Here is a 15,312-nt window from a genome sequence, read left to right as displayed (position 1 = left end):
GACATGACTCGCAGGGAGGCTGTATGGCTCAGTGTCAGCTCAGCTTGCCGTGGCACTGCTTGTATTTCTTGCCGGAACCGCACGGGCACGGGTCGTTGCGACCGACCTTGGGCACATCGCGGCGCATCGGCTCGCCATCGCCCTGGGCCTGAGGCTGCGCACCGTACTGTGCCTCGACGACCTCTTCGGCCGCCTGGACACCGTCTTCACTGACCGCGTCCTCATCGACACGGCGCGTCTCGGCACTGGCCTGCTCACGCTCGAGGTTGGCACGACGCTCTTCTTCCAGCGTGTCGACCTCTTCCTGACGACGCACCTGCACGTGGCTGAGGATGCGCACCACGTCGGACTTGATGTTGACCAGCAGCGCCTGGAACTGCTCGAACGCTTCGCGCTTGTATTCCTGCTTCGGATTCTTCTGGGCATAGCCGCGCAGGTGGATACCGCGACGCAGGTTGTCCATCGCCTGCAGGTGCTCCTTCCAGCGCGTGTCCAGCACCTGAAGCATGACTTGCTTCTCGAAGCGACGCATCAGCTCAGGGCCGACGGCCTCGACCTTGTCGGCATAAAGCGCTTCATGGGCGGCCTGCAGACGTTCACGCAGCGTTTCCTCATGGAAGTGCTCGTCCTCTTCCGCCCACTGCACCAGCGGCAAGTCGAGGTTGAAGTCGGTCTTGAGGTCGTTCTCGAGGCTCGGCAGGTCCCACTGTTCCGGCAGGCTCTGCGGCGGCACACGCAGGGAGATGGCGTCATCCAACACCTCGCGACGGATGCCGGCGATGTTCTCGGCGATCTCGTCGGCTTCGAGGATGTCGTTGCGCTGCTCGTAGATCACGCTGCGCTGGTCGTTGGCGACATCATCGTACTCAAGCAGCTGCTTGCGCACGTCGAAGTTGCGACCCTCGACCTTCTTCTGCGCGCGCTCGACGGCATTGGAGACCATCTTGTGCTCGATGGCTTCGCCCTTCTCGAGCCCCAGCGCGCCCATCAGACGCTGCACGCGGTCAGAGCCGAACAGGCGCATCAGGCTGTCTTCCAGCGACAGGAAGAAGCGCGTGGAACCCGGGTCCCCCTGACGACCGGCACGACCGCGCAGCTGGTTGTCGATACGGCGTGATTCGTGACGCTCGGAGCCGATCACGTGCAGACCCCCTGCCGCCAGCACGGCTTCGTGGCGCTCCTGCCAACCATGCTTGATCTCGTTGATCTGCTCTTCGGTCGGCGCTTCCAGCTCGGCAAGCTCGGCTTCCCAGTTGCCGCCCAGCATGATGTCGGTACCACGACCGGCCATGTTGGTCGCGATGGTCACGGCGCCCGGACGACCCGCCTGGGCGATGATGGCGGCCTCGCTGACGTGCTGCTTGGCATTGAGGACGTGATGCTTGACGCCCGCCTTGTGCATCATCTGCGACAGCAGCTCGGAGGTCTCGACCGAGGCGGTACCCACCAGCACCGGACGACCTTCCGCGACCTTCTCGCGGGCATCCTCGATGATGGCGTTGAACTTCTCTTCCGCGGTCAGATAGACCAGATCATTCATGTCCTTGCGCGCAATGGGCTTGTTGGTCGGGATGACCATCACGTCGAGGTTGTAGATCTGACGGAATTCGAAGGCTTCGGTATCGGCCGTACCGGTCATGCCGGACAGCTTGTCGTAGAGACGGAAGTAATTCTGGAAGGTCGTGGATGCCAGCGTCTGGCTTTCCTTCTGGATGGCAACGCCTTCCTTGGCCTCGACCGCCTGGTGCAGACCTTCAGACCAGCGACGACCGACCATGGTACGCCCGGTGTGCTCATCGACGATGACCACTTCGCCGTTGTTGACGATGTAATCCACGTCACGCACGAACAGGTTCTGGGCACGCAGCGCAGAGTGCACGTGGTGCAGCAGGCTCAGGTTCTGGGCTGCATACAGGGAGTCCTCTTCCCCGAGCAGCTCCTGGGCACGCAGCAGCGCCTCGACCTTCTGGTGACCGAACTCGGTCAGCTCGACCTGCTTCTGCTTCTCATCGAGGGTGAAGTCGCCGCTTTCTGGATCTTCCTCATCGCTGCACTGCTCGAGCTCGCGCGCCATGCGATCGATGATCTTGTAGAGGTCGGTATTCTCTTCCACCGGACCGGAGATGATCAGCGGCGTGCGCGCCTCATCGATCAGGATGGAGTCGACCTCATCGATGATGGCGAAGTGCAGCTTGCGCTGGACCTTGTCTTCCAGCGAGAAGGCCATGTTGTCGCGCAGGTAATCGAAACCGTATTCGTTATTGGTACCGTAGGTGATATCGGCCTGATAGGCGGCGCGCTTGTCTTCATTGGGCTGGCCGGAGTAGATGACACCGACACTCAGACCGAGGAATTCATACAATGGACGCATCCAGTTGGCATCACGGGTGGCCAGATAATCGTTGACCGTCACCACGTGGACACCTTCGCCGGTCAGTGCATTCAGGTAGACCGCGAGCGTTCCCACCAGCGTCTTGCCCTCACCGGTTTTCATCTCGGCGATGCGACCTTCGTGCAGCGCCATGCCACCGACCATCTGGGTATCGAAGTGACGCATGCCCATGATGCGCTTGCTGGCCTCACGCACTGTCGCGAAGGCTTCCGGGAGCAGCTTGTCGAGTTTTTCCCCTTGCGCGAGACGCTCGCGGAATTCCGCGGTCTTGGCTGTCAGCGCCTCATCGGAGAGTGGCTCAAACTCGCTCTCGAGCGCATTGATCGCGTTGACCCGCTTGCGCAGGCGCTTCACTTCGCGATCATTCTTGGAACCTACTACCTTGGTCAGGAATTTACCCAGCATATTCTGTCCTTGTACGTAACCCGGGGTCGGGGCACGCCTTCACATATCATGACACTCAAGCGCTGCCGCCAAACGCGATGACAAGCAGCTCGATGTGGCCCGGGGCCCATCAGGCATTACGCTCGAAAGAAAAAACGAACCTCATCATTCTCAGCGCGAACGATGAACGGGGTGTCAGGACAGAATGGGCGGCGCACGCGGCGCGATGGCATTGACGAGACCACGCAGCAGGACGCGTGTGCAGGAAACGAAGGAGCGCTGACGCGGGAGGTTGGGACTGGCCTGGGGTGCACGACGCACCCGCTTGCGCAGGTAGCGCAGTCCCTGGCGGCGACTCTCGGCACGAATCACCGCGGGTGCCAGCAACTGGATGCTGGCCAGTGTCAGATTGACGCGCTCGACCTGCGCCGCGCTCAGTCCAGCGGGGAACAGACAGCTGAGCAGCAGACCTGCCAGCAGCCAGCGCGGCGCCGTGCGTACCGACCAGCGACGCGAAGCGCCGCTACCGGAATCCGGTAACGCGCGAGGGCGTGCTGTGGCATCGACAAGGCTCATGCTGTTGCCGGACTCCCGCTCATGATAGATTGCCGGAAATCACTGAACCGGCATGCAAGCCCATGAGTATAAAGGCTAAGCGTTTCCGCGCCCAGCCCGCGGCGCGCCTGTTGAACGGCAAGGGGCAACTTGGCAGCGTCATGCGCCAGGCGCGCATGCTCGAGCAGGCCCAGCTGCACCTGCGTGCTGCACTACCCAAGGACATGCAGGAACAGGTCTTCGTCGGCGGCTATCACGATGACACCTTGACGTTGATCACCAGCCGCGCTTCCTGGCTGACCTGGCTGCGCTATGAGCAGCGTCGCCTGATCAGTGTGCTGCGCGAGCTGCCAGAACTCGCCACCCTCGCCCGCCTGGCCTTCAAGGTCCGCCCGATCCGTCCGGCCTTCGTGCCCGCACGCCAACCGCGCCACCTGCCAGAGGCTGCCGCGGAACACCTGATGGATTGCGCCTCCCACACCCGGGACGAGCGTCTGCGTCTCGCCCTGGAGCGACTGGCGGCCCACGCATCGGATTCGAGCGACGCCGCCGAGACGCCCTGAGCCAACTCAAGCATTTCTTGTCCTGCATGCAAACAGCCGCGCCGCCCTTCTGGGCGGCGCGGCTGTTGTCGTTTCCATCTCCGGCTGGCTAAGGCCGGAGCAGTGCTGTCAGGCTGGACGGGCTAGGTCACAGTGTTCTGCTGGTACTGTCTCTCTGAGTGCTTTTCTTCTGAAATACCTCGTCTTGCAGCTTTCGCAGATGTCATTGGCCTCGACTCAGACGGCAAGCGCCGGAGAGGCGTAGGAAATCGGCATCGCATCGGAGTTCTCGAAGGTGACGATCTCGTAGCAGTCAGCATTTTCCAGCAGTGCGCGGCACAGCAGGTTGTTGAGGCCATGGCCGGACTTGTAGCCACGGAACTCACCGATGATGCTGTGACCCAGCTGATAGAGGTCACCGATGGCGTCCAGCACCTTGTGCTTGACGAACTCATCGTCGTAACGCAGGCCTTCATCGTTGAGGATGCGATAGTCATCGACGACGATGGCGTTGTCGAGGCTTCCGCCCAGCGCGAGGTTCTGGGAGCGCAGGAACTCGAGGTCACGCATGAAGCCGAAGGTACGCGCGCGAGACACTTCCTTGACGAAGGAGGTGGTGGAGAAGTCGACCGTGGTGGTCTGCTTCTGCTGTTCGAACACCGGGTGATCGAAGTCGATGGCGAAAGACACCTTGAAGCCGTTGTGCGGCAGGAAGGTCGCGACCTTGTCACCATCACGCACTTCGATCTCGCGCTTGATGCGGATGAACTTCTTGAGCGACGACTGCTCCTGGATACCAGCGGACTGGATCAGGAAGACGAACGGGCCGGCGCTGCCGTCCATGATCGGCACTTCCGGCGCAGACAGCTCGACGAAGCAGTTGTCGATGCCCAGGCCTGCGAAGGCGGACATCAGGTGCTCGACGGTCGTCACCTTGGCTTCACCGTTGGAGACGGCGGTGCACATGGTGGTGTCACGGACGCTCATCGCATCGGCACGGATATGAGCCTGCGGCTCGAGATCGGTACGGATGAAGACGATGCCGGTGTTGACCGGAGCGGGACGCAGCGTCAGGTAAACCTTGTCACCTGAGTGCAGACCAACGCCTGTGGCGCGGATCGTATTCTGGAGTGTTTTTTGTCGAATCATAGGGAGATAGCCAGTCAGCCTGAATTTGGAAACAGTGTTCATGATAACAGCAATGCAGGAATTCAACAAATTGTCACCTGCCGCTGCTAGGGAAATTCAACATTGCCTTTCGAGCACCATTGAGGCTTGCCCGCGCGCCTGCTGGCCTCGTGCTGAGTATGAACACGCAATCACCAAACAGTTCTCACTCGTACTGCTGTAAAACGATAATCAATGTGCAAGGCAGCTTGAAGCCCCCCTTCCTTACGCGCCCACGGCACTGGCGGATGCTCCCGCGACGCATAGGCAGCGCCCCGGGCCGACGGCGAAAGCCCCTTTTGTCTGCCCCGGAAACGACTTCACCCACCCGGGAAACCCCGGATGGGTGAAGTCAGACTCACGATGAGCCGTGTCATCTCAGCCTCGTGCCGACTGGCGCATGAGCGTCAATGACGTGTCAGTCAGTGCGCATCAGTCAGCCTGGCGACGCAGGAAGGCCGGGATATCGAGATAATCATCCATATCACGCGACTTGCGCGGCTCCGACTTCTTGGCTGCCGCTTCCTGCTCTTCCTTGGCCTGACGGGTGACCGTCGGCGTCTGCAGGCTGCGGTAGTCTGCCGGCTTCTCGACGGTACGCTTGGCCGGTGCCGTTTCACGCGCCGCCGGCTTCTCGACGCGGCCGTCGAGACCCGCAGCCACGACAGTGACACGCAGCTCGTCGGTCATGTCCATGTCGATGGACGTCCCGACCACGATGGTGGCGTCCGGAGAAGCGAACTCCTGCACGGTGGCACCCACATCGTTGAATTCACCGATGGAGAGGTCCGGGCCTGCCGTAATGTTGACCAGGATACCGCGCGCGCCGTGCAGATCGATGTCTTCGAGCAGCGGGCTGCGAATGGCCTTCTCGGCGGCTTCACGAGCACGATTCTCGCCGATGGCGTCACCGGTCCCCATCATCGCCATGCCCATCTCGGACATGACAGTGCGCACGTCGGCGAAATCGACGTTGATGATGCCCGGACTGGTGATCAGCTCCGCGATCCCCTGCACGGCACCCAGCAACACATCGTTGGCGGCGCTGAAGGCGCTCAGCAGGCTGGCGCTCTTGCCCAGCACTGACAGCAGCTTCTCGTTGGGGATGGTGATCAGGGAGTCGACGTGCTCGGAGAGCTCCTTCATGCCCTGCTCCGCCGCCTTCTGACGACGCGGCCCTTCGAACGGGAACGGACGCGTGACGACGGCCACGGTCAGGATACCCAGTTCCTTGGCGACCTGCGCCACGACAGGAGCACCGCCGGTACCGGTACCTCCCCCCATACCAGCGGTGATGAAGACCATGTCGGCGCCTTGCAGCAGCTCGACGATACGCTCACGATCTTCCATCGCCGCCTGGCGGCCCACTTCCGGGTTGGCGCCAGCGCCAAGCCCCTTGGTGATTTCACTGCCCAGCTGAAGGACAGTCTTGGCGGCTACGCGCTTGAGCGCCTGAGCATCGGTGTTGGCGCAGATGAACTCGACGCCTTCTATGTTGCTCTCGACCATGTGATTGACGGCGTTACCACCGCCGCCGCCAACACCGATCACCTTGATGACCGCGCTGCTGGAGGGTGCGTTATCTACCAGTTCGAACATATGCCCTGTCTCCTGGATCACAGTCTTTCTGTAATCCCTGTCAGAAATTTCCCTTGAACCAGCCCTTGATCCGCTCCAGCGTGGAGGTGTCGTGCTCATGGCCGTGAACGCGTCGTGCGGCAGATTCCTCCCTGCGCACCGCGACCGCAGTCGAGGATGGCGTATGCCGCTCCTGTTTCATCCCATAATGTAGCAAACCCACACCCGTGGAATAAATCGGATTGCGGACCACATCCGCCAGTCCACGCACATTTTGCGGGCAAGCGATGCGAACCGGCATATGGAAGATCTCCTCCGCCAGCTCCACGACACCTTCCATGCGTGACGTTCCACCCGTCAGGACCACGCCCGCAGCCACGAGATCTTCATAGCCACTGCGACGCAATTCATCGCGGACCAGGGTGAACAGTTCCTCATACCTGGGCTCGACCACTTCTGCCAACGCTTGACGGGACAGGTCACGTGCCGGTCGGTCACCGACACTCGGCACCTTGATCGTCTCGTCGCTGGAGGCCAGCTGGGTCAGAGCACAGGCATACTTGACCTTGATTTCCTCTGCATATTGCGTCGGTGTGCGCAGCGCCATGGCGATGTCATTCGTGACCTGATCACCCGCGATGGGGATCACAGCCGTATGACGAATGGCACCTTCGGTGAAGACGGCGATATCCGTGGTACCACCGCCGATATCCACCATGCACACACCCAATTCACGCTCATCCTCGGTCAGAACCGCATGACTCGAGGCGAGCTGCTCGAGAATGATGTCGTCGACTTCGAGCCCGCAGCGACGCACGCACTTCTCGATATTCTGCACGGCATTCAGTGCGGCAGTGACCAGGTGAACGCGCGCCTCAAGACGCACCCCGGACATGCCCAACGGCTCGCGAATACCTTCCTGACGGTCAATGGCATATTCCTGCGGCAGCACGTGAAGAATGCGCTGACCTTCAGAAATCGCTCGAGCGCGCGCCGAGTCGATCACGCGTTCGATATCAGACGGCGTCACTTCGCGATCCTTGATTGCCACGACACCATCGGAATTCATCGAACTGATATGACTGCCGGCGATGCCCACATATACCGAGTGGATATCGCAGCCGGCCATCAACTCAGCCTCCTCCACTGCGCGCTGAATCGACTGTACGGTCGACTCGATGTTGATCACCACGCCCTTCTTCATGCCACGTGAAGGGTGGGAGCCAATTCCCGCGATTTCGATACCGCCATCATCGGTCGGCTGACCCACGATCGCGACTACCTTGGAGGTTCCGATGTCCAGCCCGACCACCATATCCTGTGATTTGGAATGTCCTGCCATAGGTCGGGCCAGCTCCTTGATTCTGGTTCATCATGAAAATAATTGCGCGCTTTGACAGACACCATGTCTGCCGCACCACCCAGAACGGGTTTACGTTCCGTTTAACCCGTACAGAGGGATTTGACTTCCCAGTATAGGAGCAGCCACTTGGGGCATACCAGCCTAAAATACCGAGGGGCGCAAATCCCCGCTAGAATAGGCGGGATTGACGACAAATGAAACTGGCGATATCGCCATTTTGCTAATGCTCACACGCAAATGAAGCATGTAGTGAGTGTCGCCATTTGCCTCAACTATCCTTGCCTTCTTCGAGTGCCATCGTCTCCCCATGCCACGCCACTGCCACTCCGTTGGGGTAACGCAGATCAATGTAGCGGATCTGCGACGCCTCATCACCCAGACGCCGCTGCCAGGCTGCCATGAAACGCGCCAGACGTGCCTCTCGATCGTTGCGACCCAGCATCACCCACACTGAATCATTGACCTGGAAGCGCCAGGCGCCACGTGGCTCCAATCGCAACTGGGAGACATTGAGTCCCAGCCCGCCCAACTGGCTCTGCAGCGCGTCAAGCTCGGCCAGCACTTCGGATCCACTGCCCTTTGGCCCCGCCAGATTGGGCAGGTTGCCCAGCTGCGTGACCGGGCCCGCCTGGAAGGCATCACCGCGCACATTGAGCAATTCGCCATCATTCCAGTAGGCCACCGGCTGCTGTTCAAACAGCTCGAATTCGAGTGTATCCGGCCAGCGACGCGATATGCTGACTTCACTCAGCCAATCGATCGCCAACGCGCGACGCCGAACCTCGCCCAAGGGGACGGAGAGCCAGCTCTGGCCGCGAATCAACGGCGCGATATGACGCTGAAGGTAGGCAGCACTGACATGATCGAAGTCACCCTTGATGGTGACTCGCTCAATGGGGCGGTCAAGCCAGGTCCACAATGCCTGTCCGCCCGCAACCAGCAGCGCAAGGCCGAGAACGAAGCCGAAGATTGCACCGGTTGTGCTACGCGCCGCCATCGATCAATGACCACTCTGCTGAGCGACTGACGCATCGTTTGCGCCCCGCTCGGCGAGAGTCGTGTCGAGAATACGCAGCACCAGGGTGGCGAAATCGAGCCCGATATGCGCCGCGGACTGCGGCACCAGGCTGTGATCAGTCATGCCCGGCGAGGTGTTGACTTCCAGCAGCCAGAAGGCGCCGTCCGCATCTTCCATCACATCGACACGGCCCCAACCCTCGCAGCCCAGCACGTTGAATGCCTTGAGTGAGATCTCGGCCAATTCCGCCTCACGCGCAGCGCTCAGACCACAAGGCAGCAGATAGCGCGTGGTATTGGCGATGTATTTGGCATCGTAATCATAGAAGCCACTATCGGCTTCGATGCGAATGGCTGGCAATACCTCGCCGTCCAGCACCGAGACCGTATATTCCGGCCCCTTGATGAAACGCTCGGCCATCACTACCGCATCGAAGCGGCTGGCATCCGTCCAGGCATCATGGAGCGCCTGGGCGTCCTCGACGATATGAATGCCGAGAGTCGACCCCTCATGCACCGGCTTGACCACTACCGGGGTACCGAGCGTCTCTAGCACCGACTGCCAGTTCGTATCCGCCGCCAGGCGACAGGAACGCGGCGTCGGCAAGCCCTCGATATCCCAGAGCTTCTTGGTGCGCAGCTTGTCCATGCCCAGTGCAGAGGCCAGTACTCCGCTGCCGGTGTAGGGAATGCCCAGCAATTCCAGCGCCCCCTGCAAGGTGCCATCTTCGCCGCCCCGACCGTGCATGGCGATGAAGACACGGTCGGGGCGCAATGTCTCGAGACCGGCCAGCCCATGCGCCATGTCATAGCCCTGCACATCGACACCTGCGCCCTGCAGGGCCGCCAGCACCGCCGCACCGCTCTTGAGCGACACCTCGCGCTCGGCGCTCAGGCCACCGAACAGCACCACGACACGTCCATAGCGCGTGGCCAGCTCAGGATTCACGCCTGTCACTCCAGACGAGGAAGAAGAGACGGTCATAGCGTCACCTCGTCAAGCTTGAGGTCGGCCCCCGCCAGTGCCAGCGCAATGCCACCGACATCGCCCGCCCCCTGGGTAATCAGGATATCGTCCGGACGCAGCACGTTCTTGAGCAGGTCCGGCAAGGCACGCTTGTGTTCGACGAACAGCGGGTCCACCTGGCCGCGCTGACGGATCGAGCCCGCCAGCGAGCGGCCATCGGCGCCTGGAATCATCGCTTCCCCGGCACTGTAGACATCCAGCAGCAACAGGGTGTCGACTTCGGACAGCACACGCACGAAATCTTCATAGAGATCATGGGTGCGCGAATAACGGTGCGGCTGGTAGGCCATCACCAGACGGCGCTGCGGCCAGCCGGCGCGCACGGCGCGAATCACCATCTCCACTTCGCGCGGGTGGTGGCCATAATCGTCCACCAGCATCACGCTCTGCTCGCCATTGGGTGCCGCGAATTCTCCGTGCACCTGGAAGCGACGACCGACACCGGCAAAGCTTGCCAGCGCGCGAGCGATGGCTTCATCGCTGACACCGACATCGGTGGCGATGGCGATCGCCGCCAGGGCGTTGAGCGCATTGTGCTCACCCGGCATCGCCAGGGTGATCTCGAGCGGTGCATGGCCTTCCGGACGCAGCGCCGTGAAACTGAGCTGACCGCCACCCTGGCGGAAATCGCTGATGCGGTAATCGGCATCGTCACTGAAGCCGTAGGTCACGAACTGACGCTGAACACGCGGCAGCAGCTCACGCACGTTGGCATCATCGATACACAGCACCGCCAGACCGTAGAACGGCAGGTTGTGCAGGAATTCGATGAAGGTGTCCTTGAGGCGATTGAAGTCGCCCTCGTAGGTGGCCATGTGATCGGCATCGACATTGGTCACTACCGAGATCAACGGCTGAAGATGCAGGAAGGAGGCATCGGACTCATCCGCCTCGGCGACCAGATACTCCCCCTCGCCCAGACGGGCATTGGTGCCTGCGCTGGTCAGCTTGCCACCGATGACGAAGGTCGGGTCCATGCCGCCTTCCGCGAGCAGAGTCGCGGTCAGGCTGGTGGTGGTGGTCTTGCCGTGGGTACCGGCAATCGCGATGCCCTGGCGGAAACGCATCAGCTCGGCGAGCATCTCGGCGCGACGCACGACGGGAATGCGATGCTCCCGCGCCCAAGCCACTTCCGGGTTGGTGATGTCCACCGCGGTCGAGACCACGACCACATCCGAGCCTTCAGCATTGATGGCCGCATGACCGATGGCGACACGCACGCCGCACTCACGCAGGTGAGCCGTGACGGCGGATTCCTTGAGATCGCTACCGCTGACCTCATAGCCCATGTTGCCCAGTACTTCGGCGATACCACACATGCCCACACCGCCGATGCCGACGAAATGGATACGACGGATGCGGCGCATACCTGCACCGCGATCAGAATTGCTAGCGTTCAAGGCGAGTCTCCATGCAGCCTGCCAGCATGGTCGCTACCGCATCGAGTTCCGCACTATTGCGGGCGCGAGCGGCCATGCCAGTGAGTATCTTGGGGTCGAGCAATTCTGCCAGCGTCTCGGCGAGACGCTCGGCAGTCAACGTATTCTGGGGAATCAGGCGTGCGGCATCCGCCTTGACCAATACCGCGGCATTGACGGTCTGGTGGTCATCCACGGCGTGGGGGAACGGCACCAGCACCGCAGGGCGACCTGCCGCGGCCAGCTCGGCCACGGTCAGGGCGCCGGCGCGACAGACCACGAGGTCTGCCCAGGCATAGGCCTCGGCCATGTCACCGATGAACTCGCTGACCTCAGCCGTGACACCGACTGCCTGATAGGCGGCGAGGGTCGCCTCCTGCTTGTCACGTCCGGCCTGATGGCGCACCACGGGGCGCGAGGCTTCCGGCAGCAGGGCCAGCGCCGGCGCGAGCGTCTCGTTGAGCGCCTGAGCCCCCAGCGAGCCGCCCATCACCAGCAGATGCAAGGCACGCGACTCGCCTGCCGCCTCGGCAGCAGACTCGGACATATGCCCGGCGGCGCCGACGTCGGCGATCTCATCACGTACCGGATTGCCCACCACCTGAGCCCCGAGGGCCGGCGGGAAGGCGCCCGGGAAGGCGGCGTAGACACGCGTCGCCATCCGCGCCAGCACCTTGTTGGTCAGCCCCGCGATGGCGTTCTGCTCATGAATGATCAGCGGAATGCCTTCAAGGCGCGCCGCGAGCCCGCCCGGACCACTGGCGAAGCCACCGAGGCCCACCACCAGCACCGGCTTGAGCTCACGAATCACGCGCCTTGCCTGCAGGACGGCGCGCGCGAGACGAAACGGGATCGCCGCATAGCCCGCCAGCCCCTTGCCGCGCAAGCCTGCGACCTCGACCCGATGCAGCGGGTAGCCGGCGTCGGGCACCAGACGGTTCTCGATACCACGCGGGCTGCCCAGCCAATGAATCTCGTGACCGGCCGCCGCAAGGGCACGCGCCAGCGACAGCGCTGGAATCACATGTCCTCCCGTCCCGCCGGCCATCATCAGCACGACGCCCCTGGAGGCAGCGTCTACCGAGTCAACCGCCCCCTGGGGAGCGATGGTAGAAGAAGATGACGTCATGCCTGTGCTCCTTGCGGTGTCTCGGTCGGCTTCCTGGTCTTGCGGCGGGGCGCGGCGGCATTTCCTGTCGGTGTGCGGGTCAGCTTGCGGGTCTCGGCATCGATACGCAGCAGTATCGCGATCTGCACGCAACTGACGATCAGGCTGGAGCCGCCATAACTCATCAGGGGCAGGGTCAGCCCCTTGGTGGGCAGCAGTCCGCTGGCCACACCGATGTTGATGAAGGCCTGCGCCCCCAGCACGAGGGCGATACCGTAGCCGAGGTAGGCGCTGAACGGCAAGCCGGCGAGTTCAGCGCGGCGACCGATCTTGAAGGCGCGGTAGATCAGCAGTCCGAACAGCGCCACCACGGCCGTCGCCCCGATCAAGCCCAGCTCCTCGGCCAGCACGGCAAATACGAAATCGGTATGCGCTTCCGGCAGATAGAACAGCTTCTGCACGCTATTGCCCAGCCCCATGCCGCTCAGGTGGCCACGACCGAAGGCGATCAATGCCTGGGTCAGCTGGTAGCCACTGTCATACATGTTGGCCCACGGGTCGGTATAGGTGGTCAGGCGCTCCCAGCGATAGGGCTCGGCGATCGCCAAGAGCCAACCACCACCGCCCGCCAGGCCCAGCAAGACGATGAACCCCCACCAGGCGACGCCCGCCATCAGCAGCATGCCCATCACGGCACCGCCCATGACCACGATGGAGCCAAAGTCAGGCTCCAGTGCCAACAGCACGATCATCAGCAACAAGGGGACACAGGGCAGAATGAGGCCATTGACGACGCTGGCGCGCACCTTGTCGAGGCGGCGGTCCAGATAGCCGGCCAGCCAGATCATCAGGCACAGCTTGGCGATCTCGGAGGCCTGCACCCCGCCGACCAATGGCAGCGGTATCCAGCGCTTGGCGCCGTTGATCTCGCGCCCGACCACCAACACGACCACCAGCAGCACGAAGCCCAGCATCAGCATCGCGAAGCTGCGCTGCTGCCAGGCGGACATCGGCACGCGCAGCGTACAGAAGGCGGCCACCAGGCCGATCACGATAAAGATGCCGTGGCGCATGCTGTAGTAGAAGGCATTGCCATCGAAGCGCTCGCTCGAGATCTCGCTGGAGGCAGAGGTCACCATTACCCAGCCGATACACAGAATCGCCAGCGCGCAGAACAGCAGCCAGCCGTCGACGGGCTGACGCTCTGCCGTCAAGGTGTCATGGACTCGCCGGGCCTTGTTACGCATCGCAGGCTTCCTTGTCGCTGCTGCTAGGGCCAGAATTGCCGTCAGCACCAGACATGATGTACTGCGTGACCCAGTCACGGAAGGCGTCGCCGCGCGCCATGTAATGGGGGAACTGATCAAGACTGGCGCAGGCCGGTGACAGCAGCACGCAGTCACCCGCCTGAGCGATCTGTCGTGCATGACGCATGGCATCGCCCAGCGTCATGACTGGCGTCACGGGGACGTCATCGGCCAGGGCTTGCATCAATAACGGCGCATCCTGTCCGAACACCACCACCTCACGGGCATAACGGGCCAGTGGCGCCGCCAGCGGCGTGAAATCTGCGCCCTTGCCCTGGCCACCGGCCAGCAATATCAGCTTGCCCTCGAGCGTCGGGCCGAGACCGGCAATCGCCGCCAGCGTCGCCCCGACATTGGTGCCCTTGGAATCATTGATCCAGCGCACGCCCGCCACCTCGGCGATCAGCTCGCCGCGATGCGGCAAGCCCGCGAAGCTGGTTAGCTCGGCGACCATCGCCGCCTCGTCGAGGCCGATCGCGGTGCCCATCGCGAGTGCCGCCAGCGCATTGGCCTGATTGTGGCGGCCTGCAAGACGCACGTCCGCAGCAGGCATCACGCTGCGCAGCTGGCCAGACTCGGCATGACACAGCGACAGCGTGCCGCCCTCTTCCGCCAGGCACCATTGCGCCTGCCTGGCAGCCTCATCGGTCGACTTATCGGCCGACCCACCGAGCTGCACGCTGAAACTGACTCGCGCCACCGCATCATTCTCGGCCGGCCAGCTCCAGGCGTCATCGGCATTGATGACCGCAAGGCCTGCGCCGCGGAAGATACCGCGCTTGGCGGCCTGATAGCCGCGCATGCCGTCGTGGCGATCAAGATGATCTTCGGAGAGATTCAGGAAGCAGGCGACATCGGCCTTGAGCTCAGGCGTGGTCTCGAGCTGGAAGGAAGACAGCTCCAGCACGTAGAGCTCGGCATCGGGCTGCTCACGCAACAAGCTCAGCGCGGCGGTGCCCAGATTGCCGCCGACCGCCACGTCACGACCGGCACGCGCGGCCATCTGCGCGATCAGCGTGGTCACGGTGGACTTGGCGTTCGAGCCAGTGATCGCGACCAGCGTGGGCCGCTTGCCCTGCGCGTCACGAGCCTGGCGCTCATCCAGCGCGCGCACGAAGAGTGCGATCTCGCCGACCAGTCGCTCGCGGACCCCATCGAACACCGCCTGACGCGGGGCAATGCCCGGACTGAGTACCACCTCGCCGAAGCGTGACAGGTCCAGCGCTTCCAGTGGGCCAAGATGTACCTCGGCCTGCGGCGCATGCTCGCGCAGGCTCTCGAGGCCAGGCGGTGCGCTGCGGGTATCGGCGACGGCAAAGTCGATGCCGCGATCACTCAGATGGCGAGCGATCGCCTGTCCGGAGACACCAAGACCGACCACCAGGGTCGGTCCTTTGGCAGGCACCGGCGAGGCCGGTGTGTGAGAGGTGACAGAGAGGGTCATCGCGAATGCG

12 protein-coding genes are annotated in these 15,312 nt (G+C 62.6%); 1 reads left to right on the top strand and 11 read right to left on the bottom strand.

What is annotated here, in order from left to right:
- Window positions 1–34: 34 nt before the first annotated feature.
- Window positions 35–2,797, bottom strand: coding sequence for a preprotein translocase subunit SecA (secA, locus tag AC5WNJ_RS03550; protein WP_176676313.1), 2,763 nt, complete (start codon window positions 2,795–2,797; stop codon window positions 35–37).
- A 174-nt stretch (window positions 2,798–2,971) separates the two neighbouring features.
- On the bottom strand, window positions 2,972–3,352 hold the full coding sequence (locus tag AC5WNJ_RS03545) for a hypothetical protein (RefSeq protein ID WP_495930385.1): 381 nt from the start codon (window positions 3,350–3,352) through the stop codon (window positions 2,972–2,974).
- Between the two features lie 62 nt (window positions 3,353–3,414).
- Here AC5WNJ_RS03545 and AC5WNJ_RS03540 point away from each other — a divergent pair, with 62 nt between their 5' ends.
- Window positions 3,415–3,894, top strand: a complete 480-nt coding sequence (locus AC5WNJ_RS03540; protein ID WP_495930384.1) for a DUF721 domain-containing protein — start codon at window positions 3,415–3,417, stop codon at window positions 3,892–3,894.
- 216 nt (window positions 3,895–4,110) lie between these two features.
- On the opposite strand, the gene lpxC is transcribed toward AC5WNJ_RS03540, so the two are convergent.
- The 9 genes from lpxC to murD all read right to left on the bottom strand — a co-directional run bounded on the left by lpxC (window position 4,111) and on the right by murD (window position 15,302).
- Window positions 4,111–5,022 carry a UDP-3-O-acyl-N-acetylglucosamine deacetylase gene (gene lpxC, locus AC5WNJ_RS03535; protein ID WP_495930383.1) on the bottom strand — a complete coding sequence of 304 codons (912 nt, stop codon included), beginning with the start codon at window positions 5,020–5,022 and terminating at the stop codon, window positions 4,111–4,113.
- A gap of 450 nt (window positions 5,023–5,472) precedes the next feature.
- Window positions 5,473–6,639 (bottom strand): cell division protein FtsZ, encoded by a 1,167-nt coding sequence (gene ftsZ / locus AC5WNJ_RS03530; protein WP_043332494.1) that lies wholly within the window; start codon window positions 6,637–6,639, stop codon window positions 5,473–5,475.
- A 40-nt stretch (window positions 6,640–6,679) separates the two neighbouring features.
- Window positions 6,680–7,960, bottom strand: a complete 1,281-nt coding sequence (ftsA, locus tag AC5WNJ_RS03525; protein WP_077371694.1) for a cell division protein FtsA — start codon at window positions 7,958–7,960, stop codon at window positions 6,680–6,682.
- 289 nt (window positions 7,961–8,249) lie between these two features.
- Window positions 8,250–8,978 (bottom strand): cell division protein FtsQ/DivIB, encoded by a 729-nt coding sequence (locus AC5WNJ_RS03520; RefSeq protein WP_176676309.1) that lies wholly within the window; start codon window positions 8,976–8,978, stop codon window positions 8,250–8,252.
- Window positions 8,979–8,981: 3 nt separating this feature from the next.
- Window positions 8,982–9,983 (bottom strand): D-alanine--D-alanine ligase, encoded by a 1,002-nt coding sequence (locus tag AC5WNJ_RS03515; protein ID WP_176676308.1) that lies wholly within the window; start codon window positions 9,981–9,983, stop codon window positions 8,982–8,984.
- Window positions 9,980–11,392 carry a UDP-N-acetylmuramate--L-alanine ligase gene (gene murC, locus AC5WNJ_RS03510; protein WP_176678272.1) on the bottom strand — a complete coding sequence of 471 codons (1,413 nt, stop codon included), beginning with the start codon at window positions 11,390–11,392 and terminating at the stop codon, window positions 9,980–9,982. Before murC ends, AC5WNJ_RS03515 begins: the two co-directional genes overlap by 4 nt.
- Before the next feature lie 22 nt (window positions 11,393–11,414).
- A complete protein-coding gene (gene murG / locus AC5WNJ_RS03505; RefSeq protein WP_176678271.1) occupies window positions 11,415–12,491 on the bottom strand; it encodes an undecaprenyldiphospho-muramoylpentapeptide beta-N-acetylglucosaminyltransferase in 1,077 nt (358 codons plus the stop codon).
- Window positions 12,492–12,568: 77 nt separating this feature from the next.
- Window positions 12,569–13,798, bottom strand: a complete 1,230-nt coding sequence (gene ftsW, locus AC5WNJ_RS03500; protein WP_176676307.1) for a putative lipid II flippase FtsW — start codon at window positions 13,796–13,798, stop codon at window positions 12,569–12,571.
- On the bottom strand, window positions 13,791–15,302 hold the full coding sequence (gene murD / locus AC5WNJ_RS03495) for a UDP-N-acetylmuramoyl-L-alanine--D-glutamate ligase (protein ID WP_176676306.1): 1,512 nt from the start codon (window positions 15,300–15,302) through the stop codon (window positions 13,791–13,793). The genes ftsW and murD overlap by 8 nt, the downstream gene beginning before the upstream one ends.
- Window positions 15,303–15,312: the final 10 nt, after the last annotated feature.

The sequence above is a fragment of the Cobetia sp. PDI-23MA genome (assembly GCF_059507735.1).
The sequence above is the reverse complement of the archived record's forward strand: the minus strand, read 5'-3'. Positions and strand labels throughout refer to the sequence as shown.

What these genes read in the sequence shown, in the direction of transcription:
- AC5WNJ_RS03515 (WP_176676308.1), bottom strand. Translation starts at nt 9,983, where the DNA reads ATGACCGTCTCTTCTTCCTCGTCTGGAGTGACAGGCGTGAATCCTGAG.
- secA (WP_176676313.1), bottom strand. Translation starts at nt 2,797, where the DNA reads ATGCTGGGTAAATTCCTGACCAAGGTAGTAGGTTCCAAGAATGATCGC.
- ftsA (WP_077371694.1), bottom strand. Translation starts at nt 7,960, where the DNA reads ATGGCAGGACATTCCAAATCACAGGATATGGTGGTCGGGCTGGACATC.
- AC5WNJ_RS03545 (WP_495930385.1), bottom strand. Translation starts at nt 3,352, where the DNA reads ATGAGCCTTGTCGATGCCACAGCACGCCCTCGCGCGTTACCGGATTCC.
- murC (WP_176678272.1), bottom strand. Translation starts at nt 11,392, where the DNA reads ATGCGCCGCATCCGTCGTATCCATTTCGTCGGCATCGGCGGTGTGGGC.
- AC5WNJ_RS03540 (WP_495930384.1), top strand. Translation starts at nt 3,415, where the DNA reads ATGAGTATAAAGGCTAAGCGTTTCCGCGCCCAGCCCGCGGCGCGCCTG.
- AC5WNJ_RS03520 (WP_176676309.1), bottom strand. Translation starts at nt 8,978, where the DNA reads ATGGCGGCGCGTAGCACAACCGGTGCAATCTTCGGCTTCGTTCTCGGC.
- murD (WP_176676306.1), bottom strand. Translation starts at nt 15,302, where the DNA reads ATGACCCTCTCTGTCACCTCTCACACACCGGCCTCGCCGGTGCCTGCC.
- murG (WP_176678271.1), bottom strand. Translation starts at nt 12,491, where the DNA reads ATGGCCGGCGGGACGGGAGGACATGTGATTCCAGCGCTGTCGCTGGCG.
- ftsZ (WP_043332494.1), bottom strand. Translation starts at nt 6,639, where the DNA reads ATGTTCGAACTGGTAGATAACGCACCCTCCAGCAGCGCGGTCATCAAG.
- lpxC (WP_495930383.1), bottom strand. Translation starts at nt 5,022, where the DNA reads ATGATTCGACAAAAAACACTCCAGAATACGATCCGCGCCACAGGCGTT.
- ftsW (WP_176676307.1), bottom strand. Translation starts at nt 13,798, where the DNA reads ATGCGTAACAAGGCCCGGCGAGTCCATGACACCTTGACGGCAGAGCGT.